General features: G+C 55.4%; 23 protein-coding genes and 1 pseudogene. 8 read left to right on the top strand and 16 right to left on the bottom strand.

From position 1 onward, the window contains the following. The first annotated feature begins 62 nt into the window (after nt 1-62). The 5 genes from AB9F29_RS12995 to AB9F29_RS12975 all read left to right on the top strand — a co-directional run bounded on the left by AB9F29_RS12995 (nt 63) and on the right by AB9F29_RS12975 (nt 4,587). The gene (locus AB9F29_RS12995) at nt 63-971 is read left to right on the top strand and encodes a LysR family transcriptional regulator (protein WP_369755980.1); all 909 of its coding nucleotides are present in this window, start codon (nt 63-65) and stop codon (nt 969-971) included. Nucleotides 972-1,358: 387 nt separating this feature from the next. Continuing rightward, nucleotides 1,359-2,216: a hypothetical protein gene (locus AB9F29_RS12990; protein WP_369755979.1), complete on the top strand. Its 858-nt coding sequence runs from the start codon at nt 1,359-1,361 to the stop codon at nt 2,214-2,216. Continuing rightward, a complete protein-coding gene (locus AB9F29_RS12985) occupies nt 2,213-2,707 on the top strand; it encodes a hypothetical protein (protein WP_369755978.1) in 495 nt (164 codons plus the stop codon). Before AB9F29_RS12990 ends, AB9F29_RS12985 begins: the two co-directional genes overlap by 4 nt. Further along, nucleotides 2,704-4,257, top strand: a complete 1,554-nt coding sequence (locus AB9F29_RS12980) for a relaxase/mobilization nuclease domain-containing protein (RefSeq protein WP_369755977.1) — start codon at nt 2,704-2,706, stop codon at nt 4,255-4,257. Before AB9F29_RS12985 ends, AB9F29_RS12980 begins: the two co-directional genes overlap by 4 nt. A 27-nt stretch (nt 4,258-4,284) precedes the next feature. Then, nucleotides 4,285-4,587, top strand: coding sequence for a hypothetical protein (locus AB9F29_RS12975; RefSeq protein ID WP_369755976.1), 303 nt, complete (start codon nt 4,285-4,287; stop codon nt 4,585-4,587). On the opposite strand, the gene AB9F29_RS12970 is transcribed toward AB9F29_RS12975, so the two are convergent. The 10 genes from AB9F29_RS12970 to AB9F29_RS12925 all read right to left on the bottom strand — a co-directional run bounded on the left by AB9F29_RS12970 (nt 4,580) and on the right by AB9F29_RS12925 (nt 16,339). Next, nucleotides 4,580-6,553, bottom strand: coding sequence for a DNA/RNA helicase domain-containing protein (locus AB9F29_RS12970; RefSeq protein ID WP_369755975.1), 1,974 nt, complete (start codon nt 6,551-6,553; stop codon nt 4,580-4,582). The two genes, AB9F29_RS12975 and AB9F29_RS12970, sit on opposite strands and share 8 nt — an antisense overlap. Nucleotides 6,554-7,030: 477 nt before the next feature. Then, the gene (locus AB9F29_RS12965) at nt 7,031-7,669 is read right to left on the bottom strand and encodes an aspartate/glutamate racemase family protein (protein WP_369755974.1); all 639 of its coding nucleotides are present in this window, start codon (nt 7,667-7,669) and stop codon (nt 7,031-7,033) included. A 2-nt stretch (nt 7,670-7,671) separates the two neighbouring features. After that, nucleotides 7,672-8,169 carry a nucleoside deaminase gene (locus tag AB9F29_RS12960; protein ID WP_369755973.1) on the bottom strand — a complete coding sequence of 166 codons (498 nt, stop codon included), beginning with the start codon at nt 8,167-8,169 and terminating at the stop codon, nt 7,672-7,674. Between the two features lie 13 nt (nt 8,170-8,182). Then, nucleotides 8,183-9,142 carry an ABC transporter ATP-binding protein gene (locus tag AB9F29_RS12955; RefSeq protein WP_369755972.1) on the bottom strand — a complete coding sequence of 320 codons (960 nt, stop codon included), beginning with the start codon at nt 9,140-9,142 and terminating at the stop codon, nt 8,183-8,185. Beyond that, nucleotides 9,139-10,113, bottom strand: coding sequence for an ABC transporter ATP-binding protein (locus AB9F29_RS12950; RefSeq protein ID WP_369755971.1), 975 nt, complete (start codon nt 10,111-10,113; stop codon nt 9,139-9,141). Before AB9F29_RS12950 ends, AB9F29_RS12955 begins: the two co-directional genes overlap by 4 nt. Then, the gene (locus tag AB9F29_RS12945) at nt 10,110-11,546 is read right to left on the bottom strand and encodes a chlorohydrolase family protein (protein ID WP_369755970.1); all 1,437 of its coding nucleotides are present in this window, start codon (nt 11,544-11,546) and stop codon (nt 10,110-10,112) included. Before AB9F29_RS12945 ends, AB9F29_RS12950 begins: the two co-directional genes overlap by 4 nt. After that, nucleotides 11,546-12,727, bottom strand: a complete 1,182-nt coding sequence (locus AB9F29_RS12940; RefSeq protein ID WP_369755969.1) for an amidohydrolase family protein — start codon at nt 12,725-12,727, stop codon at nt 11,546-11,548. The genes AB9F29_RS12945 and AB9F29_RS12940 overlap by 1 nt, the downstream gene beginning before the upstream one ends. 5 nt (nt 12,728-12,732) lie before the next feature. Further along, on the bottom strand, nt 12,733-13,695 hold the full coding sequence (locus tag AB9F29_RS12935; protein ID WP_369755968.1) for an ABC transporter permease: 963 nt from the start codon (nt 13,693-13,695) through the stop codon (nt 12,733-12,735). Nucleotides 13,696-13,708: 13 nt separating this feature from the next. Further along, nucleotides 13,709-14,692: an ABC transporter permease gene (locus tag AB9F29_RS12930; RefSeq protein ID WP_369755967.1), complete on the bottom strand. Its 984-nt coding sequence runs from the start codon at nt 14,690-14,692 to the stop codon at nt 13,709-13,711. Between the two features lie 69 nt (nt 14,693-14,761). Next, nucleotides 14,762-16,339, bottom strand: coding sequence for an ABC transporter substrate-binding protein (locus AB9F29_RS12925; RefSeq protein WP_369755966.1), 1,578 nt, complete (start codon nt 16,337-16,339; stop codon nt 14,762-14,764). 163 nt (nt 16,340-16,502) lie between these two features. Between AB9F29_RS12925 and AB9F29_RS12920 the strand changes: the two genes are divergently transcribed. Both AB9F29_RS12920 and AB9F29_RS12915 read left to right on the top strand, forming a co-directional pair. Continuing rightward, nucleotides 16,503-17,192 carry a GntR family transcriptional regulator gene (locus tag AB9F29_RS12920; protein ID WP_369755965.1) on the top strand — a complete coding sequence of 230 codons (690 nt, stop codon included), beginning with the start codon at nt 16,503-16,505 and terminating at the stop codon, nt 17,190-17,192. Next, nucleotides 17,189-17,845: a flavin reductase family protein gene (locus tag AB9F29_RS12915; RefSeq protein WP_369755964.1), complete on the top strand. Its 657-nt coding sequence runs from the start codon at nt 17,189-17,191 to the stop codon at nt 17,843-17,845. The genes AB9F29_RS12920 and AB9F29_RS12915 overlap by 4 nt, the downstream gene beginning before the upstream one ends. A gap of 436 nt (nt 17,846-18,281) precedes the next feature. Here the strand turns inward: AB9F29_RS12915 and AB9F29_RS12910 are convergent. The 5 genes and pseudogenes from AB9F29_RS12910 to AB9F29_RS12890 all read right to left on the bottom strand — a co-directional run. Then, nucleotides 18,282-18,437, bottom strand: a pseudogene (locus AB9F29_RS12910) (IS6 family transposase); the annotation flags it as partial. An 81-nt stretch (nt 18,438-18,518) separates the two neighbouring features. After that, nucleotides 18,519-20,021, bottom strand: coding sequence for a tripartite tricarboxylate transporter permease (locus AB9F29_RS12905; RefSeq protein WP_369755963.1), 1,503 nt, complete (start codon nt 20,019-20,021; stop codon nt 18,519-18,521). 1 nt (nt 20,022) lies between these two features. After that, nucleotides 20,023-20,469, bottom strand: coding sequence for a tripartite tricarboxylate transporter TctB family protein (locus AB9F29_RS12900; RefSeq protein ID WP_369755962.1), 447 nt, complete (start codon nt 20,467-20,469; stop codon nt 20,023-20,025). Nucleotides 20,470-20,477: 8 nt separating this feature from the next. Further along, nucleotides 20,478-21,383: a BMP family protein gene (locus AB9F29_RS12895; RefSeq protein ID WP_369755961.1), complete on the bottom strand. Its 906-nt coding sequence runs from the start codon at nt 21,381-21,383 to the stop codon at nt 20,478-20,480. 8 nt (nt 21,384-21,391) lie between these two features. Continuing rightward, nucleotides 21,392-22,354: a Bug family tripartite tricarboxylate transporter substrate binding protein gene (locus AB9F29_RS12890; protein WP_369755960.1), complete on the bottom strand. Its 963-nt coding sequence runs from the start codon at nt 22,352-22,354 to the stop codon at nt 21,392-21,394. A 261-nt stretch (nt 22,355-22,615) separates the two neighbouring features. On the opposite strand from AB9F29_RS12890, the gene AB9F29_RS12885 reads away from it, so the two are divergent. Then, on the top strand, nt 22,616-23,467 hold the full coding sequence (locus tag AB9F29_RS12885; protein ID WP_369755959.1) for a MurR/RpiR family transcriptional regulator: 852 nt from the start codon (nt 22,616-22,618) through the stop codon (nt 23,465-23,467). 1,042 nt (nt 23,468-24,509) lie between these two features. On the opposite strand, the gene AB9F29_RS12880 is transcribed toward AB9F29_RS12885, so the two are convergent. Next, nucleotides 24,510-25,640: a hypothetical protein gene (locus AB9F29_RS12880; RefSeq protein WP_369755958.1), complete on the bottom strand. Its 1,131-nt coding sequence runs from the start codon at nt 25,638-25,640 to the stop codon at nt 24,510-24,512. Between the last annotated feature and the right edge of the window lie 78 nt (nt 25,641-25,718).

Here is a 25,718-nt window from a genome sequence, read left to right as displayed (position 1 = left end):
TTTGTCGTTAAATTCAAAACTTGGTAGCTACATTTCAATTTTTGAAACGCACAGGAGCCCCCGTGATCGACACCAAATGCATTGGAGCAGTGCAAGCACTCGCCCGTTACGAAAGTTTTAAGGAAGCGGCGCAAGTGATCGGGACATCGCCTGCAAGTTTTTCGCGCTACATTACCCAAGCAGAAGAATACGCAGGGAATTCGTTGTTCGAGCGCCGCAGGAATGGTGCACAATTAACGCCCGCAGGGCAGCAATTCCTGACTCTCCTTAATGATTTGGATGAGGCGAGCGGTATTTTCGAACAACGCGTAGAGCACTTAAGGTCCACGGGGGCGCCGACGCTTAATATTGGGTGCGGTCCGCTAACCACACGCACTTTAATTACTCCTCTGATTGAGAAACTCATTCTGGAGATGCCCGAATTGCGCGTGCGTGTCATGGTAAGCGCAGGTAAGGAGCCGCTCGATGCTCTACGGCGTGGGACGCTTGATGTTGCGATCTGTGATCTGACCCACACGCCTGATCTGAGTGATCTCGACATTCAAGTCATAGCGAAAAAGGCCGTTTCATTTTGGGCGCGCCCGCAACATCCAATACATTCGGTCGCGCCGGTCAGCTTGGCAGAGGTTTTCCGCCATCCCTTCATTTCGGCCAAAATCCACAAACATTGGAAGGCCGCGATCGCCGGAATCCTTGGCGGAGATCGCGCGGCTTGGCAGGCGGTGGAGCAAATCCCTAAAATCGAATGTGACGATTACGGACTTCTGGTCGATTTGGCCTGTAAGAGTGATCTGATCTGTGGAGGAATGGGCGATGCAGTTGAGCAACATGCGGCGCTTGGTCTGTTGAAGGAAATCCAGACCACTCAAGGACTTACTTGGAACATCTGTGCCGCACGACGTAAAAAAGTCACGTTTCCCGCGCTGGACGCCCTCTGGGAGGAACTAATTCGGCTATTTGCAATAGAATAATGGGCTCCAGCACTTTGTGTGGAAAACCCCTTAACTGTACGCCATGCACTACCTGTAAACTCAGAGATCGGATGCAGCGGACTTGTAAGAAGCGGCTAAATTATTGAAATTAAGGCCATATATTGGAGGAAATTGCTATACCCGTCGCTTCGCTTTGCGGAGCGAATGAAATCCAGTATATCACAAGCTGTTAAAAAGAATGGTGAAAATGGAGGCGAGTAGGAGAATCGAACTCCTGTACACGGATTTGCAATCCAGAGCTTACCTTTTAAATATCAATGAGTTAGGTCGAAAATGGTATCAAGACATATGCAGAACCCTAGGTGAACCTGATACCCATGAAATTGAGGCTATTCTTGCGAGAATAACGCCAGTTCGGCATTTTCGATGAGCCGCCATAGCTTTGATCCCACAATCGCCGGACGTGTCGGTCTCAATGCAGCGGTGATTTTCCAGAACATCACCTTCTGGGTTGAAAAGAACCAAGCCAACCGCCGTAACCTTCGAGACGGGCGGTATTGGACCTACAATTCGATCTCGGCCTTTGGTGAACTCTTCCCTTATCTGAGCGAGAAGCAGATCCGAACAGCGCTCGAAAAGCTGGTTAGCGCAGGCCTGATCCTCAAAGGCAACTTCAGCGATGATCGCTATGACCGGACCTGTTGGTATGCCCTGGGCAACTCCATTTGCCCAAATGGGCAAATGGATCCGACCAAACGGGAAAATGATGCATTTGCCCCTGAGGGCAAGCCGTCTGCCCCTGAGGGCAAATCCTATAAGAACAGATATAAACCATATCAAAACCCATATCCTTCGCGGGCGAAGGCGGCGGTGGAAGATGAAATTTCAGAAAAGATCTTGGCGGCCTACCCCGAGGATCGAGTTCGAGGAAAAGCGGTTTGTCTTTCACAGATCCGCCAAGCGCTGGCCGACGGAGTGGACGCCAAAGACCTCGAGGACGCTGTGCAGGCCTATGCGAGCGAGAGCGAAGGATTCACCCGCTCGAAGGTGTGCTTCTCCGACAATTGGTTTCAGTCACGACGTTGGCTGGCTTACGTTGAGAAACAAGCAGAAGGCCGCGAAAAGACAGCAACATTGCAAGCCGACCATCATCAGCGGCTGGCCAGCTGGATCAGCGATCGCAGCCCAATGTGCAAACACATCACGGCCACCCAAGTCGCGGCCCTGCTTGCCTCAAAACTAGTGACGCAGGCACAAATCCAAACCGCGGGCCTCAGATCATGACCGTTACAAATCCAAACAAAGAGAAAACAGCAAGGTTACCCACCGATTACATCGGCGGGACTTGTGAGGGGCGGCGGGCCTCCCCTTCAAACCCCAACCAAACGCGCGCAAGCGGCGTTAAAGACGGGCCGCAAGCGAGCTTGTCCGAAAGCGTGATCTTTCGCTGCACACCGTCGGAAAAGGCAGCGCTTGTGGCCAAGGCGCAGGCCGCTGGCCTACCCAATGCCACGTTGATGCGCGAGGCCTTGGGGCTGACCGAGGCACGTCGGCGCAAGCCCGTCCCACGTGTTGACCCGAAGCTGACCTTTGCGATTGCCCGTGTTGGCGGCAACCTCAATCAACTCTCCCGCTGGATCAACAGCGCGGTTAAATCAGGGCGTGCGACCCAGATTGATGCGCTCAAAGTTGCGGCGCAGTTGGTGGTGATCGAGCGGCAGATGGCGCAGGTCATCACCGCACATTCTCAGCCCTCACATGGGGGCAGCGCATGATCATCTCGTTCTTTGCCACGGGCACCGGCGGCGGCTCGGCTCCTGTGGATTATCTGATTGCGCGCGAAGTCTTGGCCTATGACGAAAACCGCAACCTGATCCGCGACGATACCGGCCAGCCAGAAGCTAAGATCCGCGACCCACTGCCCGAGGTGCTGCACGGCAATCCCGATTGCACCCGCGATCTGATCGATGCCAGCCCCAATAAATGGACCTACACCGCTGGCGTGATCAGCTTTACTGAGCGCGATGCCCCCAGCGGCGACGCCCAGCAAGAGGCCATTGAGCAATTTGAGGCTCTGGCCTTTGCAGGGCTTGAAGCGGATCAATACGATTGCCTCTGGGTGCGCCACGTTCATGAGGGCAACGTTGAGCTGCATTTTTGCGCGCCACGAATGGAACTCAGCACGGGCAAGGCGCTCAACATTGCGCCACCGGGCCATGAAACGGCGTTTGCAACCCTGCGCGACCAGTTGAACAAAACCCACAACTGGGCCGACCCTATGGAGCCAGACCGCGCCCGCGAATTTAAAATTGTGCGTGAAAGCACGGAACGGGCCGAGGCGCGCGCGGTGATCGTCGGCGCAATCTATGACCAGATAGATGCGCGTCTGGTCACGGATCGCCCCTCAATGGTGGACTTCCTTGAGGATGCCGGTTTTGAAATCACCCGCCGCGCGGAAAAATCCATCAGCATTCGCGATCCAGAATTCCAAAAACCATTCAAACTAGAAGGGAGTCTCACCCATGAAAACTGGACCGCAGCCCGCCACGCAAAAATCGCGGCTGAGTATGAAGTTGGTGCAGATGCAGAGCGACCAAGAAGACTTGATGGCATCCCACATGACCAGCTTTGTCGAGAACTCGCAGGACATGTTGACCGACGCGCGACGTACAATCGAGAGCGATTTGGCCGAGATGGCGATGCGCACGCGCTCAGTGACCGCGCAACGCACGCAATGGATGCACCAACGCCTGCGGATCGCGCCATGGGCCTTGCTGACGGCGAGTTTGATCGGGGTGGCAGCGTTGATCGCGATCAGCCTGACATGGGTTTGGCAGATCCAGCGCATGGAGATGGCGGCTTTTGGTTTGAGGTCGGTGACACTGAACGACCAAACCTATCTGATCTTGGATCCAAGTCAGATCCGCATGGCCAGTTGCACGACGGCAGGCAGGCCAATCACCTGCCTGAGGGTGCTGAATTAGATGGAAACCCTGACAGCATTGGAACGCGAATTGCTCGCATCCGTGGAGCGGTTGGTGACGGCCTGCGAAGCCTCAGCGACGGAATTGCGCGCCTTGGAAGCGCGCTCAACGGAGGGGGTCGAGAGCAAGCTGAATGGCTTGGCGCGCTGCGTGGCGCTGTTGATGAAATCACATCTCACATCAGTCGCCACATTGGCCGACTTGCTGAGAGAGGAGCAGAATTACGAGACGCTGCAGGCGGGATTAGAGGCCAGCTGGAAACTAGCGAAAGACGCCGAGAAACGGCTGAACGAGAACTAGACGCCCGTGAGAACCACCGCAGCGCAGGCCATTCCCTCTGACCATTTTAAGCCACAGAAAGGCACCATATGAAATTTAAACACACCCAATTCACCCTCAGTTTCCGCCAAGCGTTGGAATACGGCATCGACTATCGCGACTTCGAAAAGATCGACCGCCTGCCAGAAGGCATCCCCTTGATGGCCATCGCAGGCGTTTGGGGAAACTACAGCGACATCCGCTGTCTGTTCATCGACCAAACAGGCAAAACCTACCGCCGTCACATTACAGGCCGTGCAGGCCAGTACATCATCCGTGAGCTGGATCTGAATGCGAAGGAGATGCAGGTGGGGCAGGTGGTTGTGGTGGAAGTTGGAACCTGTCCTACTTGAGTTCCGAAATCCCGCATGCCCGCAAATAGTCATAGGTTTGATCATAGAAATCGGGTGGCCGGGTTGGATCCTTAGGATCGCCATTCGGGACGAAAATGATCATGCCTTGACGGGCCCTTGTGAGAAGAACCCGATAAGCATTGAGCAGAGATACTTGTCGCGTTGAAGATCTAACGGTCTGCCACTTGCTTCCTTTGAAGGCATTAGACTGCCAGGCGCCATCCACCATTCTGAGATCTGCATCCCAGCACATGCCGGCCCAATCCAGCTCAAGGCCTTGGATGTCAAACTCTGTTGCAACATCTTCCAAGTAGTATGAGGATCTCACGTCTTGGCAATCGTTCAGGAACCAGCTTTTGGGATCAATCGCCGATTTGATATGTATACCCTCGGGGCGCAGACGATGAGCGCCTGATGACGCCACTAGGCCGGTCCGTTCGCTGCCTCGCGCCCTATCGTTTAACCAGTTTTTGGCGTCATCAAGGTCGCGCGTCAGAAATATAGGGTATCGATCGCCCAATCCTGTCAGCGCCGCAGAGGCCGATGGCGCATCACCATCCAATACAGATGACACAAAAGCAGATAGCGTTTCTGCGCGAAAGGACCTCATCGAAACAGACAAGTGAAGGTCTTCGTGCTTCGTGATATTAGGCGAGTGCAGGAGCTCTACAGCATCCTGAGATACCGTATAGTGCGGATCTTCCAGGAGGCTTGAGGCATGCACTTCCCAATCAGAGAAGCGGTTCTCAACCGCTCGCAACCATTCCCCAAGCCCAGCTTCGCCAGTGTTGATCTCTTGGCCGCCACCGATAAGGCAAACGATCGTGCACCATTGCGAATGACGGTCCATAACGCCAATCAAGAATTCTGGCTCAGATTGGTTGAAATCTGCCAGTCCCCGCTTTGCTTTCATGAATTTTGAGGCCTGGTCTGTTGTCCATGCGCGTTGGGCCTCGTCAAAGACCACCACATGCTCAAATGGCTCATTCGGATCGTCTAGGTAGTGGTCTCTGAAGTGATGAATGTTTTGAATGAAGAGGTTCACCTCCCGCTCAGCATCCTTCTTTGATATTTTTTCACCGCTCATTTTCCCTTGCTCTACCTTGTCGCGGGCCAGTGCTTCTCGCAGCACGGTGACCAGCGGTCCGTTCCCAGATAAGAAAACCGCATTTTCGTTCTCATGCCGTTCAGCACGACTTGCTGCGATGTTTAGTCCCGCGAGCGTTTTGCCGGCGCCTGGTACACCAGTTACGAAGCAAATTGATTTCTTGTGGTCGCGTTTGGAAGTCTCGATGATCTCAGCGATGCGGTCAGAAGTCGCCATCAGGTTTTTAGCGCTCGCGTCAGAGCGGGAAATGTCTGTGACATCGTGAGATTTGTAGAGGGCCTGCGCGGCCTCGATTATGGTCGGTGTCGGCTTGTATCCGGCTTCTTCCCAACTGGGCGATGAAATGCTGCGCTCACGTGGTATGGCGGCCGCTTGAGTGAGAAGGTTGTCGAGGCCAGACAACCCTATGCAAACCGGGGTTGCGACCCCATCTGTTCCAAACTCCAGCGCGAAATCTGCCCTATCAGCCTTTGTTGCAATCAATACTGGAACAATTGTGGCGGAGTGACTGCCTTCATGAAAATTTTTGAGATCCAGGGCGTAGTCATGAACTTGTTCGATAGCGTGACGGTCGAAAGTCGAAGAGCCAACCTTGAATTCGATGACAAAAACAACGCCACCAAACAGGATGATGCAGTCAGCCCGTTTACCCATGCGAGGAATGATGAATTCAAAAAACACCTCTCCGGAATGTAGCGGTGCCAAAACATCTTGAAGATAATGGATCTGCCCTATCCACGCATTTCGCTGCAGATGTTCAAGGTCGTGACGATGATGTGCTGCGAGCTTCCCCAAAATCGAAGCTTCACCTTCAATACAGAAATTTTTTAAATTCGATTGATAATATGCTTTGCTCATTGGTTAACCCGAAAATCTAAATACCTATGAAATGACAATGCGTGTTTAGTGTTCGCTGGTCTAGTTGAACTTTCTAGATAGGCATGAGGCTTGTCCGCTAGCCCTTTACACAAAGGGCGGGAAGCTGCCTTTCGCCGCAACCGCAAAATTGATTTGGACGCGCTGTGAAAGCGGACTTTGGTCGCAGTCTTGGAGGTTTTCTTGCGAGTTTCGAGTTTGCTGCGAAAATTCAACTCTTGGTCGCTCAAGCCACTCTGACCTTTGTATCGATAGCTATCGGCAGCATAATCCCCGGAACTAAATTGAAAGCAGCCGTCTCACTTCGAAAACTGGCCCCCACCTACAATTTGGTGAGATAGTGTCCCTGGGCACATCCTTTGGTGATTACCAAGCGGTTAGGTGCTGATGCCATAAACTCGGTCGATGAGCGGATTTATTGTATTCAATATTCGTGGCTGTTTAGATGCAGTAGATTTTCTAAAAAAGGGCCTTTGCTAAATGGGCAGAAGCAGCCACGCCATCAATTAGCCGAAATCTTGTTTTGTCTGAGAGAGCGGGCTTGAGGTGCGACATGCCTGCACAGCCAAGTATGACTGACTGAGCGCCGGCATCCTGGGCCGTAGCGATGCTTTTAGCCATCTGCTTTTCCACATCGGATCCACCTGCTTCTACTTCAAGAACCGCCAAGCCAGAGGCGAAGACACCAGAACATGCCTGATCGTAGCCATAAGAAGCCACATTGGCTGTGATCACTGGGACAGAAGCCGCGAGCGTTGTGACGATAGCGAAGGGCCCGGCATATAACGCGGCGACTGTCATAGCAGCTTGACCGATACCAATCACGGGGCAATGCGCGGCGGCCCGAACTTGCATAAGCCCGGTGTCATCAAAACAAGCGATGACGATAGCATCTACCCTTTCGGCTCGCGCGCGGGGCAACAAGGCGAGAATACCGTCGACTGCCGCCTCTCCGTCACGGGGCCCTTGAATGACAACTGGGCCGTCATGGTTTGTCCATCCCATGATATCAGTCTTTGATACTGCGGCACGTGCGGCAGCTACGATACTATCGGTCATCGCCTCGGTCGCGTTTGGATTTATGTAGAGGATCCGCATGTTCACCCCTGAGTTCGGGCGGCACGGGCCCAAGTGTGTAGAACTTCGCTTGCCTGCGTTGACAGGTGTTGCTCTGAGGGCATGAGCCTGTTCACAACCGAACGCCCGCATTCATGGATCAACCGGCTCACATCGACAGGAAAGCGTGCCTTCTCCGGCAAATCGCTAAGTGCGGCTGCAGCCTGATCCATATCGGCCGCAAAGTAGAGCGCTGCGATGCCCGCGATGTTCATCGCTGCCACGCACAACGGGCAGGGTTCGCAGCTGGAATATAGATCGCATCCGCGCAGGTCGACAGTTTGCAGATTACGGCATGCATCGCGGATTGCCTCGGTCTCTCCATGCGATGTGGGATCGTGGTTAAGCAGCGAGCGATTGATCCCTTCGCCGACGATTTTGCCGTTCTTGACGATTACTGCTCCGAACGGTTCCGTGCCGGGCGTCTCGATCGCCTCTGCGGAGATACTGATCGCGCGACGCATGAAGTCTTCGTTGTACATATGTTTTTTATCCTCAGTATTTTTCAGCGGCAAAGCAGGCTACGCGCCGATTATGCACTTGGGTCCGACGCTGGGGGCGCTCTTTCTTGCAGCGATCAAAAGCGAGCGGGCAGCGCGGGTGAAAGCTGCACCCCGAGGGCGGTGACACAGGTGATGGGACTTCGCCACCCATCGGGCTACGATCGCGTTTGGGCGCTTCAAGATCTGGAATCGTTTCAAGCAGCAGTCGCGTATAAGGATGTAGCGGATTTGCAAACAGATCAGCGCCTGGTTGAATCTCGACAATACGCCCCAGATACATCACCGCGATCACATCAGCCATGTGACGCACCACACTCAGGTCATGGCTGATAAAAAGATAGGTCAGATCCATTTCTTTTTGCAGCTTTTTCATGAGGTTCAAAACCTGCGCTTGCACCGAGACGTCGAGCGCCGATGTCGGCTCGTCGCAGACAAGAAACTCCGGGTCGCCCGCGAGGGCACGCGCAATGGAAATCCGCTGTCGCTGCCCTCCCGAGAATTCATGCGGAAACTTCAGCCCGTCAGACGGGGAAAGGCCGACTGTGAGCAACAACTCGTCGACACGCACAGACACCTGTTCTGAAGGGGTGTCGGGGCGCAATGTCCGCAAAGGTTCCGCAATGATCCGGCCAACCCGCCAGCGCGGGTTGAGACTGGCGAAAGGGTCCTGAAAAATCATTTGGAGGCGGTCGCGGTCGCCGTGAAAGCGTATACTGCCGCCTGAAGGCGGCAGCAAACCTGTCACAAGCTTTGCGATGGTGCTTTTGCCACAGCCGGATTCTCCGACCAGCGCGAGCGTCTGACCCCGCTGGATCACAAAATCGACACCGTCCACGGCGCGCAGGGTCCGGCGTGGCTTGCGTTCAATCACCCTGTTGAGCCAGGGCGCGGAGACATCGAAACTGCGCTCCAGCGCGTCGACTTCAAGGATAGCTTGAGGGCGTATCTTCATGCGACTTCTCCTTCAATGGCGAGCCAGCAGGCCGCACCACTCTGAACGGAGCCAATCTGCGGCACTTCGGTGCGACATTTTTGTCCGGCAAATGCGCAGCGCGGGTTGAAGGCGCAGCCAGTGGGGATAGCGTCCAGACGCGGCATTGATCCGGGGATCATCTGCAATTCCTCCACGTCTTTGCGCAACGACGGGATCGAGCCCATCAGACCTGTGGTATAGGGGTGTTGCGGGCGGCGGATGACGTCGTCGACCTCACCCACCTCGGCCAGCCTACCCGCGTACATTACTGCGACCCGGTCAGCAGTTTCGGCGATAACGCCCATATCATGCGTCACCAGCAGTACCGCCGTCCCGCGTTCACGGCACAGCCGCTTGAGAAGCGCTGTGATCTGCGCCTGTATCGAGACATCCAGCGCGGTAGTAGGTTCGTCCGCCACGATGAGTTCAGGTTCGGCGCAAAGGGCAAGAGCAATCACGATGCGTTGCCGCATGCCGCCGGAGAACTGGTGCGGGTAGCTGTCGATCCGCTCTTCGACAGCCGGTATGCCGACCTCGCGCATCAGCTCTTTTGCCCGCGCGCGCGCCTGTCCCTTATCAAGGTTGGTATGAAGGCGGATTGTCTCGCTCAACTGGTCGCCGACACGGAACAGCGGATTCAGCGAGGTGAGCGGGTCCTGAAAAATCGCACCGATCCGGCGGCCCCGAACCGACTGCATGGCGCGGTCGTCAAGATTGTCGATCCGGTCACCGGACAGGTGGATGGACCCTGCCGCGATCCGGCCGGGCGGCTCGAGCAGGCCCAGAATGGCCATGCCGGTCATGGATTTGCCCGCGCCCGATTCACCGACCATGCCCAAAATTTCGCCCCGCCGGATCTGTAACGAAATATCGTCAACCGCGGTCAACACGCCCTTTCGCGTGGGGAATTCGACACTTAGATTGCGCACGTCAAGAACCACGTCACTCATGGTGCTGCCCTCCTGTAGCTGGGTGTGAAGATCTCTGACACCGGAGGATGACCGGTGGTGCGATCGGGATACTTCGAGATCAATCCGTCGAATTGCGCTTGGGCGCGCGAGGCGTCCTTGCCCGCGTCCACGCCGGGAATGACGCCATCCTTCATCACATGACGCCCGTGGATCCAGACATCGCGCACGTCGCGCCCCGACGATGATGTCATGAGCGTCTGTACCGGATCAGTGGTTTGCAAGCTGGTGCGCAGATCAATGACGGCGATGTCGGCTTTTGCACCCGGCGCAAGCCGCCCCAGATCGCTGCGGTTCAAGGCCTGCGCGCCACCTAGCGTCGCTGCGTCGAACATCTGCTCGGACCGGACCGAATCCATGCCATCAGCCAGCCGCGCGGTCATCATGCCTATCTGCATGTTCAGGATCATGTCAGCCGGATGGGTATCCGTGCCAAGCCCGATATTGATCCCTTTCGTGCGGCATTTTCGGAACGATTTCAGGATCCCGCCGTGGCGCGCGGACACCAGTGGGCAGTGTACCAGTGTCGCACCAGCTTTTGCGATAAGATCAAATTCCGCAACCGTTGCTTCTGTGCCATGGGGCAACAGCCAGTTGGACCGAAGCGCGCCGATCCGGTCCAGCCATTCAATCGGGGCGCAGCCGTGTTGTTCGCGCACCAGCCTCACTTCGGTGGGTGACTGGCTGCAATGCTGGCGTACGGGAACACCCATGTCGCTGGCGATCTGTGCCGTGCGGCGCAGCAGCGCCTGCGTGCAGGTCTCGATGCGGTCGGGTGCGAACATGGCGCGGACAAGACCTCCCGCCGTCTCCTCGATCCGGCCCGCGAAATCGGCGGCTTGGTCGAGCCCTTCCAACCCGCGTTCCTCGTCATAGACCGCGCGGATGTTGCCGGTGCCATCTGTGACCTGCCCGCCAGTACGATAGGTGGGCCCGAGGTAGACACGCAGCCCAAGGTCTTGCGCGGCCTGTGCGGCGGCGTCAAATTCCGCCACCGTCTCGCCCCAAGCGCGGTAGAACAGCGAGGCGATTGGAAGCGCTGTGGTGATCCCGTTGCGGATCAGCTGGGCGAAGGCGTGGCGCTTCTGGAAGGCGAGTTCTTCTGGCGCATACATCTCGTAGGGACCGCGGGCCACATAGGTTTCAGGCCAGACACGGCCTTTTTTCCATGCAGGGCTATTATCATAGCCGAGGATCGTCGTGTCGAGATCCGAGAGCGCATCGAGGTCTATGAAACCGGGCGAGATGATGGCCTGACCATAGTCGATGCGCTTTGCGACTTCACCCATGAAAGTGGCACCAACATAGAGCACGCATGCCCCCTCAAGAACCACCACACCGTTTTCGTAAACGACCTGACAGCCGTCCTCATGGCCGATCACCCAGCGGGCAGTCAGAAGTGTCCTGTCTGACATCAGGGTGCCTCGATCACGCAGGTGCCGTCACGAGCGGTGATCTCGCCGGACTTGAACACCAGTTTGCGCGGGGCATGCGTGACCACCGCCTCGGCCAATGTTTCACCCTCGACTAGCACGCAATCCGCGCGACATCCGACGTCCAGCCCATAGCCCTCGATCTCCATGATCGCGGCACCGCCACTGGTGCATATTTCCAACGCCAGCTCAACCTCGTCATCGCGGCGCAGGTTGTTGCGCATGCCGATGTGCATGGCCTTCTCCAGCATATCCGAGTTGCCGTAAGGGCCCCAAGTGTCGCGGATACCATCACACCCAGCGCCGGTCAGGATGCCATGTGCGTGCAACTCCTTTACCAATGGCACTGGCGCAGAGGCAGGTGCCGTCGTCAGGATATGAATGCGGTTTTCGGCAAGCTTCTCGTGCAGCCTCGCCACATAGGCGCGGTCCACTGCCCCGAGGCAGAAGGCATGGCTGATCGCGACCTTGCCCTGCATCCCCAGCGCCACGGTCCGGTCGATGATCTCCTCCATGGAGAACCACCCCAACGCATCTTGTTCGTGCAGGTGGATGTCGACGGGCTTGCCGTGCTTTTCCGCCAGCGCGAAAACAGTGTCGAGGTGGCCCTTGGGGTCATGCTCCATACCGCAGGGATCAATGCCACCCACCAGTTCAGCACCCATCGCAAGCGCTTCGTCCATCAACTCGGCCGTGCCCGGACGGGTCATCATGCCCGACTGCGGGAAAGCGACGATCTCGATGTCGATAAGTCCCGCCAGTTTTTCGCGGGTGGCCATCACGCCCTCGACACCGGCAAGCCTGTGATGGGTGTCCACGTCGACATGGCTGCGGATGTGGGTACATCCCTTGGAAATGGCAAGGATCGCATGCCGCTCGCTTTGCACACGCGGGTCGAGACCCAGCGAGACCTTCACCTTGCGCTCGTTGTTGATCTTGTCGATCAGGCGTGGCCCCACTTCGTTGCGATACCATGGCAGGCCAAGCAGGGATTTATCAAGATGTGTATGCGCTTCAATCAGGCCGGGGATCAGAATGCGGCCACCGCAGTCAATCACTTCTGCGCCTTCTGCGGCCGCTGTGCTGAACCTGCCCTCGACGATATGAAGATCCGTCGCCGGGGCGCCCATGGGTCGCACGTTTTTCAGTGTTTTGGAGGTCATTCTATTCACCGTAATTTGGGGTTGAGGGCATCGCGCAGCCAGTCACCGATCATGTTGACGGACAGGACGATCAGGCAAAGCTGGATGGAGGGGAACACGACGATCCACCACAGGCCAGAAAACAGATACTGGTTCCCGATACGGATCAACGTTCCAAGGCTGGGCTGGTCCGGGGGCATCCCCACACCGAGGAACGACAGCGTCGCCTCCGACAGGATCGCGAGGCCAAAGTTCAGGGTCGCGGCCACCATGATCGGGGTAAGGCAGTTCGGGAGGATATGTTGCAGCATGATGCGCCATGGCCGGACCCGGATCAGTCGGGCCGCATGTACGTATTCTTTTCTGGCCTCGACCATCGCAGAGGCGCGCACGGTGCGGGCATACTGCACCCAAGAGGGCACAGCGATGGCAAAGATCAGGATTGGCGCGGCCAACACCCCCTTTAACCCGGTTGGCAGGGACGCTGTGGCGATGGCCGTGATCAGAATGGCGATCAGGATGAAGGGCATCGACAGCAGCACGTCACCTACCCGCATGATCACATTGTCGATCCAGCCGCCGAAATATCCTGCGATCAACCCGAGCGTGAGCCCTATGACAAGTGCCAAAATGACCGAGGCAAAACCAATGATCAGCGAGATGCGCGAGCCGTACAGCACCGCCGACAGGATGTCGCGGCCTTGCGTATCTGTGCCAAGCAGATAGGGCCAATGGCCTTCCGCGTTCCAGATCGGTGGAATCTCGGAGTTCCAGAGCAGGAGCGCGGAGAGGTCATAAGGGTTCTGCGGTGTGATCAAAGGCGCCGCAAAAGCGGTGATGGCGACCAGTGCCAGAAGGGCTGTGGCGAAGATCGCCGAAGGATGCGAGCGAAAGGAATGTGACAAGTCGCTCTCGCGCAAGCGCGCAAGCCGCGAAGGGCGCACCGGCGGCTGCAGCGCACCGGTTGGAACTTGATCAGTCTTGTTCATAACGTTCTCCGGATCAGTCATTTGAACGGGCCGTGTCATCGCGCAGGCGCGGGTCAACCCATGCGTAGGTGATGTCGACAAAGGTATTCAGGGTCACGAAAATCAACGACACGATCATCAAATAGGCGGCCATCACCGGAATATCGACAAACGTCACAGCCTGAATGAAGAGCATCCCCATGCCGGGCCACTGAAAGACCGTTTCGGTCACCAGAGCGAAGGCGATCAGGTTGCCGATCTGCATGCCTGTCAAGGTGATGACCGGCATCAGGCAGTTGCGCAGGGCATGGCGCCACTGCACCCGCGCCTTTGGCACACCGCGCGCGCGGGCAAATTTGATGTAATCGGCGCGCAACGTCTCCAGCATCTCGGCCCGTACCAGCCGCATCACCAAGGTGACCTGAAAAGTTGACAAGGATATCGCAGGCAGGATCAGGGCCGCCCTACCGGAGGGTGTCAGCAGGCCGGTGGACCACCAGCCGATCTGCACCGTCTCGCCGCGTCCGAACGCAGGCAACCAGCCGAGAGAGACCGAAAATGCGAGAATAAGCAGGATGCCCACAACGAAGCTGGGCAACGATACTCCGACAATCGACCCCAGTTGAAGCATGTTGGCCAAACGCGTTTCCCGGTAGACTGCCGTGATCACACCGGCCGGAATACCAACGACAAGGGATATCACCGTCGCCACCAAGACCAGTTCAAGCGTGGCGGGAAAGCGTTCCTTGATCAGCACCATGACATCTTGCTGGTTGCGGTAGGAGATCCCGAAATCGCCCTGCGCGGCATTGGTGACAAATCGGGTATATTGCGTGACGAAGCTGTCGTTCAGGCCAAGCCGCTCGCGCAGCTCTATCCGGTCGGCCTGTGTCGCCTGTTCATTCACCATCATCTCAACCGGATCGCCAAAAAAGCGGAAGATCACGAATGCCAGCAGCGCCACAGCGAGCATGACAAACAGAGCATTGGCCGTGCGTTTGAGCAAAAAAGCTATCATTTGAGACTTCCGTATGAGGGTGCCATTTTGGTGAGCCGGACCGACCTGAGGGCGGTCCGGCCTGCGGGGTCAGGAGTCCGACGCCATGCGCGCAAACCACAGGCGGGGCTTGGCATCGGGGAAGAGCGGCATCTCCGCGACGTCGTCCGTGATGGCCCAGGCCATTGGTTGCTGATGCAGCGGGATCATGACCATCTCATCCTTGACGATTTGCAGCGCCTCAGTTTGCAGAGCGAGCCGCGCCTCGAGATCAAGCTCGCTCCCCGCGGCCTGGATCAGCATGTCGAGCTCCGGATAGGACCAGCCGCCCCAGTTGAAAACACCTGCATTGCCCTCCTTGGAGTGGAATATCTGCAAAAGGGGTGAATAGCTGTCCAGCAGCGGCAGGGTGGCCCAGCCAAGGGTGTAGATGTCAGTCTGACCGTTTGTCCGCTTGGGCGATTGCACGGCGCGCGGCGCCACGCTGAGCTGCGGTGACAGGCCGATCCGGCTCCACATGGAGGCGATGGCCTGACAGAACTGTTCTTCGTTCACCAATCCATCACTGAGGCAGTTGAACTCGAACTCCAGCCCTTCGGGCACACCTGCTTCGGCCAGCAGGGCGCGTGACGCGTCAGGATCGAACCCCGGAAGCGTATCGAGCGCATCGGTATAGCCCGGGATCGCCGGGGCGATGACAGCACCGGCAATACGGGATTTGCCCCGCATCACCCTTTGCTGGATCAGGTCGAGGTCAATCGCCTTGTAGAGTGCTTCACGCGCAGACTTCTGGGCGAACGGATTGATCTCGCCGGTCGTCAGCGTGTCCCGGAAGGGAAAGCCGATCATCACCGTGCGTAGATCGACACCTTCCAGAACTTCAACATTCGGCGCGCTGGCAAGGCGCGGTAGATCTTGTACCGGAGCATCTTCGGTGAAGCTGATCTCGCCCGAGAGCAGTGCCGCTACGCGGGTTGGGGCGGAATTCACCGGGGTCAGTTCGATCCGATCAAGGTTGTGCTGGGGCTCGTCCCACCAGTCGGGGTTTACAACAAAGACGGTCTTCGCGTCCGGCTGGCGGCTCTCAACGACAAACGGTCCGGTGCCATTGGCGTTGTAGGTGGCATACCCTTCGGTGCCTGCACCCACGTCGGTGGGCTTCAGCGCGTCATGCTCTGCCATCCATTCTTCGTCGAACATATGGATATTTGTCAGATCGTTGAGCAGCAGCGGATAGGTGCCGTTCAGCGTGATATCCACGGTAAAGTCATCGACGACTTTCGAGCTGACATAGGCGGGAAGGTTGCCTTTGAGCGGCGAGGTCTCGTCGCTCACCCGCGTCAGTGAAGCGACCACATCTGCGGCGGTGAAAGGGTTGCCGTTGTGAAACGTCACACCCTCGCGCAGCTTGAAGCGCCATGTGATTTGGTCTTCCAGAACTTCCCAGCTTTCTGCCAGCGCCGGTTCGATCTTGAGATCCTTGTTGTAGCGTACCAGCCCCTCGTAAACGTGGTTAAGCACGTTGATGGTGAAACTGTCGCCAAAGGAATACGGGTCGAGCGAACCGATGTCGCGTTTTGCGCCCCACTTCAGAACGTTCTCTGCGTGAGCAGTGCCTGCAAATGCGGCAATTGCCGCCGTTACGAGCAATAGATTTCTCATTTTCATAATCTTGTCCCCATCCATTGAGATTGTATTTAATAATCGGAGAAATTGTATTCGATGCTCATCGCTTGCACATCAAATGTCAGCAAGCAAGTAAATTGTATCCGATTGACTATAAAAACTGTATGCGATATGAATTGTGCAAATTAGATAGGCAGACCTGATAATGAGTGATACAAAAAGCACCCTGACCGACGCGGTATATGACCTGCTCCGCAAGGCGATCATTGAACAGGCCCTGAAGCCGGGGATGCGATTGCCAGAAGATACGGTGGGAGAAAAATTCGGGGTGTCGCGCACCATCGTGCGCCACGCGCTTGTCCGGCTGGAGAACGAGGGACTGGTTGTGTCGCGCCGCAACAGGGGCGCTTTTGTTGCTGAACCTTCCCGGCAGGAAGCACAGCATGTATTTGAGCTCCGCCGTTGCCTCGAAAGAGAGGTTATAAGGCTTTTATGCCATCGTATGCCCGAGAATGGCTATGATAGGCTCGAGGCGCACATGCGGCAGGAGAAGTCGGTCAAAGGCAAAGATGGCCCTGTATCAATCCGCCTGTCGGGCGAATTTCATATTCTATTGGCCGATCTGACCGGGAACACTCTGTTGACCCGCTATGTGTCCGAGGTAGTTCTACGGTGTTCGCTCATCATGTCACTCTATGCGCGCAACCATTCGTCTGACTGCGCGGTCGATGAACACAGCCAGATTATCGAGGCAATCCGCGTAGGTGATGAAAAACGCTCAAGCGACATTATGGAGCATCACCTGACTGCGGTGGCGGATCGAGCCGAGTTTTCTGTCAATGAAGATAGTATCCAATCCATTCTGTCCCGCTATGGGGAGGAGCTGGCCCAATGACATTGAAAGACGGTTATCACGCCTTTGATTTCGCAGAGTTGTCCCCGCGCGATGCATATAAAATTATGATCGGAACCATCGTTCCTCGGCCCATCGCCTGGGTTACGACGGTATCGCCAGACGGGGTCGTCAATGCCGCGCCCTATTCGTTTTTCAACTGCCTTTCGGCCGATCCACCGATCCTTGCGCTTGGCGTTGAGAACAAACCGGATCGCAGCTTAAAAGACACTGCCTACAACATACGAATGACCGAATGTTTTACTGTGAATATTGTTGACCGCGCCAATGTCGAGGCGATGGCAGTGACGGCAGCAGGTGTTGCGCCAGAAATAGACGAACTGGAGTTGGCAGGGCTGACAGCCGCGCCTGGCGAAAGGGTTGCCTGCCCGCGCATCGCCGAGGCGCCGGTTGCGTTCGAGTGTGAACGCTACCTTGGCATTGCAGTAAGCTCTGCCCGCGAGATCATACTTGGGCGCATCGTCAGAGCGCATATCCGCGAGGATATTATTAATCCTGCAAATTATCATTCAGACCATGAAAAGCTTGATGCGCTTGGCCGCATGGGCGGCGATGGATATGCGGGGACTTCAGACTATTTCGACCTTCCCACCCCATCGGTGCAGAAAGCACTAAGCCGATTGAATGGGCTTTAGGAGGTCGAAGAACACCCGACGTGATTTTTAAGGCTGCAAGTCTACACCAATAGAGTTCTGAATTGCCGATCGAAAGGTCGCTTTTTTGGCCTGCAATGATTTGAACTCCGCCCTGACATAGATGTCATCGGCTCCCGCAAATGCTGCATGCGTTTGCGATTGTCCGGTCTGGGAAATCTGCATCGCGGCGACGAGCTCCTCGGCGAAGGTCTGCTCCGGGCCGTTCGCGGCCGTGATACGCGAGTGAAGTGGTCCGATTGCTGCACCCCTCACATTTCTACCATAAGGGCGGGAACAGGACATTCGCTGGCACTGTCAGAGGAAAACTCTGAACACTTGAAGCGGTGCAGATTCGATTGATCCGATCCGAAAAACCCGTGAGAAATCAATGGCAGCAAATTGCCAAATTTTCGTTTGGGCAAGTAATTATTTTTCCTCTGACAGTGCCCTCGTGGCTGATGTCGATGCCGCGTTCATGCAGCAAATCCTCCACATTCCGGAGCGACAGTGGAAACCGGTCATACATCATCACTGCAAGGCGGATGATTTCAGGAGACGTCTTGAAGTAGCGAAATGGCGAAGGTTTTGTCATCCGCAAACGCTACGAAACCGCCCTACACTGTTCAAGTCAGTTTCTTCTGACAGTGCCGAATGGAGTGTTTTTGTCTTTACTTTATGTGTGAGGCACCAGCCATCGCAAGATTCTTTTTAACGGCAATGCGGACGCACAAAGCAAAAGGGCCCCGATACCAAGCAATGCAGCGCTGCCGGGACGTTCAAGAAAAACCATCGGATCACCACGCGAGAGCAGCATAGCGCGACGGAAAAATTCCTCCATCATTGGCCCAAGAACAAAACCAATCAACATTGGAGCAGGTTCGAAGCGAAAGAGACGCAGGACGTAACCAATGAGGCCAAAGGCAAGCGTTGCCCAAACATCAGTCAGCGAATTCGAAATTCCGTAGACCCCAACACAGATCATCATGATTACGGTCGGGTATAGATAATAGTGTGGCACGCGCAGCAGGCGCACCCACAGACCTATCAGAGGAATATTAAGAACCAGTAGGAAAAAGTTTCCAAAGAGGAAGCTTACGACCAAACCCCAGAACAAGTCAGGATGATCAGATATCAGGCGCGGACCAGGCGTAATCCCATGGATCATGAGCGCCCCAAGCATCAAGGCCATCGTGGTCGATCCTGGAATACCCAGCGTTAGGGTCGGGATGAAGGCTGTCTGAGCCGCTGCATTGTTTGCGGACTCCGGCACTATGACTCCCTCAATCGCACCTTTGCCAAATTGCGCTTTATTGCGGCTGATCTTTTTCTCAAGTGCGTATCCCACAAAGCTTGCAACCGTCTGGCCAGTGCCGGGCAATGTGCCAAAAAAGGATCCGATGGTAGCGCCGCGCAACGCGGGCAGAAAGCTACGTCGCCACTCGGCTCTTGTCGGAAAAATGTCGCGCCCACGCACGTTTTGTCCAGCATAGCTTTGGGTGGCACCACGCAGCGACACCATGACTTCTGATATGCCAAACAGGCCCATCGCGACGACAACCAAAGACACCCCATCGCGCAACTCTGGAATACCTGCGGTGAACCGGGCGTCCCCGCTGTTGACGTCGACACCGATTGTGCCAAGCAATATGCCCAGGCACACCATCATCAAACCGCGTAGAACGCCAGAAGAGCTGACAATTGATGCTGCGATCAGCCCTAAAACCATCACCGAGAAATACTCGGCCGGTTGGAACAATAGGGCGAACTCCGCCAGCCTTGGCGCGAGCAGGACCATCACAATCACGCCAAAGACGCCACCAAAAAAGGACGCGACTGACGTGGCAAAAAGGGCAATTCCAGCCCGGCCCTGTTGAGCCATTGGATAGCCATCGATACAGGTGACAGATGAAGACGGTGTGCCCGGAATGTTTAGTAGGATTGACGCGATTGAGCCACCGTATTCCGCACCGTAATAGACCCCGGCCAACATCACCAAGGCGGTTGTCGGCTCTAGGTAAAACGACACAGGCAGAAGCATCGCAACGGCGGCCAGCGGCCCCACGCCGGGCAGCACACCAATGAAGGTACCAAGAAAGACGCCTACAAAGCAATAAAGCAGATTGGATGGCGTTGTTGCGGTGCTGAACCCCAGTACAAGATTTGAAAGAAGTTCCATTTCAAAGGCCCCTGATGGCGACAAAAGGCATACCCAGCCCGCGCACAAAGATCAGCCAGACGCCGCAGGCGACCCCAACGGCCAAAGCAATGCGAAACGGCCAGCGAAAGCCCGGGATCGCCGATCCGATGGCGAAAACTGCAATGGCGGTGGCCGGAAGCACCCCAAGCAACGGTGTAAAAAAGGCAAAGGATCCAACGCCCCCAACAACCCCCAGCACAGCGACTGGATCAGCCTTCGACGTCGTCATGGGAGCGCGTAGGTTCTGGACCAGTCCGATCGCAGCCAGCAATGACAAAAGGCCACCAACTAAAAGCGGAAAAGCGCCTGATCCCATCCGGCGAAACGAGCCAAGGTCAAGGGTCGCCACTGCGCCAAAAACGAAGCCAAGCCCCGCTGCCAGCATGATGAGTGGGCCGATCTGCGAAATCAAAGCTTTGCGGTGCATAAAGTCTCCTATGGCTGAAATTCAGGTCCGTCATAGGTATTCGGAACGGTGCATGTGCCGTTCCGAATATCCTGCGCTATTTTTGCGATGTACTCCTTGTGGACATCAAGGACATCGCCCCCCATGGAAAGGGATGCAAAATCCCCTTGTGCCAAGCCAAGGTGGACAGGCGTGTCCGGGATGATACCCGCAACCATGTCTTTAATGGCGCCTTTCACTCCCAGATCAATCCGAGCAATCGCAGACGCGATGAAGACCTCCGGATCAACTTCGACCCAATCCATTGCGTTGCCAATCTGGCGAGCCCGACCTTCGCGACACGCTTCAATAGCACCGGATCGCGCATCATTTAACATCGTAAAAATGATATCTGCGCCGGCTGAAATTTCCGCAGCTGCCCAAGCTTTGGTGACAGTTCTGTCGTCCTGCGTGCCACAAAATCCGGTGAGCACTTGTATATCCGGATTGGCTTGCCTAGCCCCTGCGACAAAGGCCGCACGACCTTTGAGGCCGGGCGGCACTCGATGGCCAGACAAATGCCCGACCGTACCCGATTGCGTCAAACGCGCGGCAAGTGCACCAGCGAGAAAGGCAGAATCTTCCTGCAGGACATCGTAGCTGGCAAGGTTTGGTCCTGTTTTTTGTCCCTGCACGATAGCAAATTTCTTGCCGGGATACTGCGCTGCAATCTCCGGGGTTGTTATATTGCCCTGACCGCCAATAAACACGAGACCATCAACCTCCGGCACAACTTCGGCCAGACGTGCGCGGATCGCGTCTTGATCATATCGCACCCCTGAAATAATCGAGATCTCGGCCAATCCTTCGGCGGTAGCAACGTCCGCGCCCGCAAGGGCGCTGGCATTGAAGCCAGCGTCCCGCACTTCACCTACAAAAAAAACGGCAATCTTCATCTTGACATTCACTCCATCGCCGACTTGACCAGAGGTTCCCATTGCGCCAGCAAATCGCTCACAAAAGTTTCGAACTCCGCACTTGTCTTCGGCTCGCGGACAAGACCCCACGTGTCAAACTGAGCCTGAACATCAGGCAGGTTCATCGCCTCACTTAGCGCCGTATCCAGTTTGGTCTTTATCTCATCGGGAACACCCGTTGGCGCACTGAAGCCCAGCCAGTTTTCGGCCACGATGTCATATCCCAACTCGGTAAAGGTCGGTACATCCGGCAAAGACGACAGACGACTTGTGGCCGTAACGGCCAGTGGAATTGCCGTACCTTCTTGCACCGCAGGCAGATTCTGTGGGACCGCATCAAAAATCGAAGGAATCACGCCGCCGCGGAAGTCCAAACGCATCGGGCCTGACCCTTTGTAGGGGATATGAAACAACTCAGCCCCCGTTTCGTTCTGGAACTGCTCGGCAATGATATGCCCCCAAGACCCAACGCCAGAGCTGCCATATTCGTACTTGCCAGGATCGGCTGTTGCAGCCTCGATCAGCGCACCAAGGTCACTGACGCCCATGGCAGGCGTCGCAAACAGGCCAAGATGCACAGTGCCGATATAAGTGATGTGATCAAAATCGGCGATTGGATCGTAGGGGGTGTCAGGAAAACGGATTGGGGCGACGTTGAACGGCGTAAGATTGGACAGCATGAATGTGTAACCGTCGGGTTCTGCGTCTTTCAAAGCCGACGCAGCAACAGTGCCTGCCGCACCGGGTTTGTTTTCGACCACAAATTGTTGGCCAAGTGATGTCGAAAGCTTTTCGCCCAACATCCGTGCGACCAGGTCGCTGGACCCACCCGGAGGAAAGGACACCAGAATGCGCACTGGGCGCTCAGGCCAAGCGGTGTCGGCGAGGACAGGCATGGATAGCATGGCGAGTGTGGCAGCAGTTGCGCCGAGAAGATGTCTACGTTTCATTATCTGGTTCCCTGTGATGACTTTGTGAAACCACAGTTCCACAAGGGCGGCTCTTCCATCAACGCATGAAACTGTAGTTTTAAAAATTAGGGTACAAGAAACTTTGGTTTGCATGTTTATTGAGCAGTTTCGCAAGAATCGACCGTTTTCGCGCCTGATTGGATAGAAATTTTTGCTACTTCAAGTCGGCTTTCGGAGTTTTTGCCGAATCGGGGAGGCTTTGAACTTGCACCAAAAGAGCCATCCCATCAGATTGGCGATATGGAACCTGAATTTCACGAAAACATGACATTTCTGGCCCGCATTCGGTCCAGCTTTCCCAGTCTGCACCGCGCGGAACGCAAATTGGGGGCCTTCCTACTCGATTTTCCGGGCGACCTTGCGTCCTACGATGCGCAGGAACTGGCGCGGCTGAGTGGGGTTTCTAAAGCAACGGTATCCCGATTTGTTAGGCGCATAGGCTTTGCCAATTACGAAACCGCGCGCCGCGCTGCACGGGAAGAACGACAAAGTGGGTCGCGCCACTTTCTAGCCCATGCAGAGAATGTGCCACGGAAAAGCCAGCTCGCTACCAGCATGCAAGAGGAAGTGCAGAACATTGCGCGGACATTCGGGCACATCGATGCCACCGAGCTGGATGCTCTAGCCGATAAGATCATAGATGCGCGCAAAGTCTGGCTTGCTGGGTATCGTATCAGCCGCAGCTTTGCGGAGTACGTCTATTGGCAACTGGTCAAGGTGGTTCCTGACGCGGCAATCATCCCTCAGGCAGGCGAAAGCCTTGGCGAGCATTTTGCCGCGATGCAGCCAGACGACCTGGTGATTTGGATCGCCCTGCGCCGCAAGATGGCAAATACTGATTCTGTGCTGGATGAATTGCAAAATCTCGGGGCAAAAGTCGCGCTTATTACTGATGATGCAAGCCAGCTTGATGATCGCGCTCAGTGGCATTTCCGGTGCCGCATCGAAACCTCGAGCCCGCAGTTCAACCATGCGTCAGTTATGTCGCTATGCCATCAAATCGTCACGCGCGCCACTTTACGCGCGGGGTTGACAGCGCGCACCCGCCTGCGGCGCATCGACGAGATTAATGAGCGTTTGAAAGAGGTCTGAGCAAAACTTCCCGCGATCACGGCCTGATACATTAAAGCGGCCATTCGAGTAACAGCAGCGAAAGAGCGCTTTGTCCCACACACTGTGAGTTCAGTTAGGTGCGTGTTTCGCAGATGCCGCGAACGGCAGGTTCGACGGGCCGCATTGCAGCATACAACGTGTCCGGCGAGAGGCAGCTAAGGGCCGTTCGCGACATCAAAGGTAGAGCTAGGCTCGAGATTTTTATGCTCCCGCAGCATTCGTCACTAAGGGCGGAGAGCGGCCATTCGCTGCGCATTGCACCAATGTCTGCTGTGCGGGAATTGCCTCGCGGGGGGTGGGTGTGTTTTCTGAATTTGGCTGCACTTATCCCAATACTGTCGTATCGGGCAGGCAGTAGAACGGCAGAAAATTGCGGGCGCCCTGCAACAATTTCACCATTTAAAGTACTCTCTGGGGGCCCATCCGGTCACGCTACCCAAAGCTACAGCGCACCATTTAATTTCTCGGTTAACACAATCAAAGATACGCAGTTTTTGGGTAGTAGGAGGAATCGCAGCGGTCTTACTAAAACTCTCGCCTGGTCCAGAGTAGAGGGTCAAATACTCGCCCTCCGCGAGACCAGTTATTGAAACTTTGGTGACTACTGGCGGCGACACTCTATCTTCAGGGAGAATAGGCCTTGATGTGCGCGCCATCATGACCATGCGCGCATATCCAGAAACACACCCCCACTGAACTTGACACCATTGGTTGTGAAGGCGGATTTTGCATTTGTCACTAATTATCCCTCCAGCATTGGAAGGCAGCAACCCAAGAACATCTGAATTCATGCGTGGCTTCGCATATAGATTTAGCGTGTCACCGTCCTCAAGATCAGTAAGAAGGGGACCCTCCAATTTGGTGCAGGCCGATTTTTCTTCCCCCGCAACAGATTGATTAGCATTTACGGCGGCACCTATACTTAAAAGGGTGCATACAATGAGGCGTTGAAGGGTAGTCATTGTCATCAATCTATGAGCCTTTCCGGATTCCGCATAAGTGATTATCGAACAAAAAATCGCTATGGCGTGTAAAACGTACCCTCAATTGTCCACCCGGATTCTTGCGCTCCAAATTGCAATCCCCCTACACTCCTCACATAGATGTTGTATCCGACTTGCTGCCCTTCCGGTGCAACAATGTTGCAGGACATATCCTCTAGATCCATCTCCTCAAGCGCATCAAAAATGCCTCTCAATGCATAGTTTGTCGGAAGGGCGGCCCTCAACTCCCCAGCACTCTCAAAAGAAATGCTTTCGTTCTCTGGAATTTCGGCGCCAGCATCGTGTTTTTGTTCCCATCGTTCAAAGGGAAACGAAAACATTTTGGAAAAATATTGAATGTCGTTTTGTTTGACCGCAGATTGCAGGTCCTTGGCCCAAGCGGTAAACCCGTCTTCTGGGCCACATAGCCGTTTTGAATCTGTTGTTTCCAAAACAGCGGTCATCTGCAAATCGCTTCCGCAACATGGCTCGGTATGGCCGAGTGTAAAACGCCTTCTTCCATCCCGTGAATCCCAACGATATTGCGGGAACCATTCAGTCGTTAAGTCCTCAGTTGGAGCGCCCAATTTGTTTGTAAACGTCGCCAACAGGGGATCCAACGCACTCGCACCCTCATGATAGAAAACTACGTGCGTTACTTTGCCTGAAGGAGACGTGATGGCTTCGATATAACCAGGCAGACCTCCAACATCTGTTTCCAAATAGGTCTCTCCCTCAGAAAGAATGTCGCCAATTCGAAACGGCCCCAATTTTTCCGGAAAACCATCGGACGGAAATTTTCTCAATTTATCTTGTGCCAAAGCTAAATAAATAGGGCACTCGGAGTAATAGCTAATAAAGGCGTCTAAAACCTTCGGTGACTGGGTAGACTTAATATCCCCCCAAGTTTCGCGAGCGGACTGACAAAGATTTGCCGCGGTCGCTACGGGTTGTTGGTCCTTGCCCGAGTTGGGATCAAGCGCTTTTTCCACGATGCTCGCGCAATTCTCGGGGGTGTTTGTCACCTCGCCCAAAGCTTGGAAGAACCGGTCATGCGGAATAGTGGCCCGATCCGACGCGAGGAGTTGTTCCAAACAGTCCGAATTCTGGGCCAGTGCGGAATTCGCGAGGACCAGGCAGCCGAGAGTAGATATTACAATTTTCAACACGCAAGACACTCCATTACGGCACAAAGAGAATGGGACTGCAAAAATACATTGCCGTATCAACCGTGCTTATCTACTCTC

This window comes from Falsihalocynthiibacter sp. S25ZX9 (assembly GCF_041205405.1).
GTDB lineage: Bacteria > Pseudomonadota > Alphaproteobacteria > Rhodobacterales > Rhodobacteraceae > Falsihalocynthiibacter > Falsihalocynthiibacter arcticus.
The sequence above is the reverse complement of the archived record's forward strand: the minus strand, read 5'-3'. Positions and strand labels throughout refer to the sequence as shown.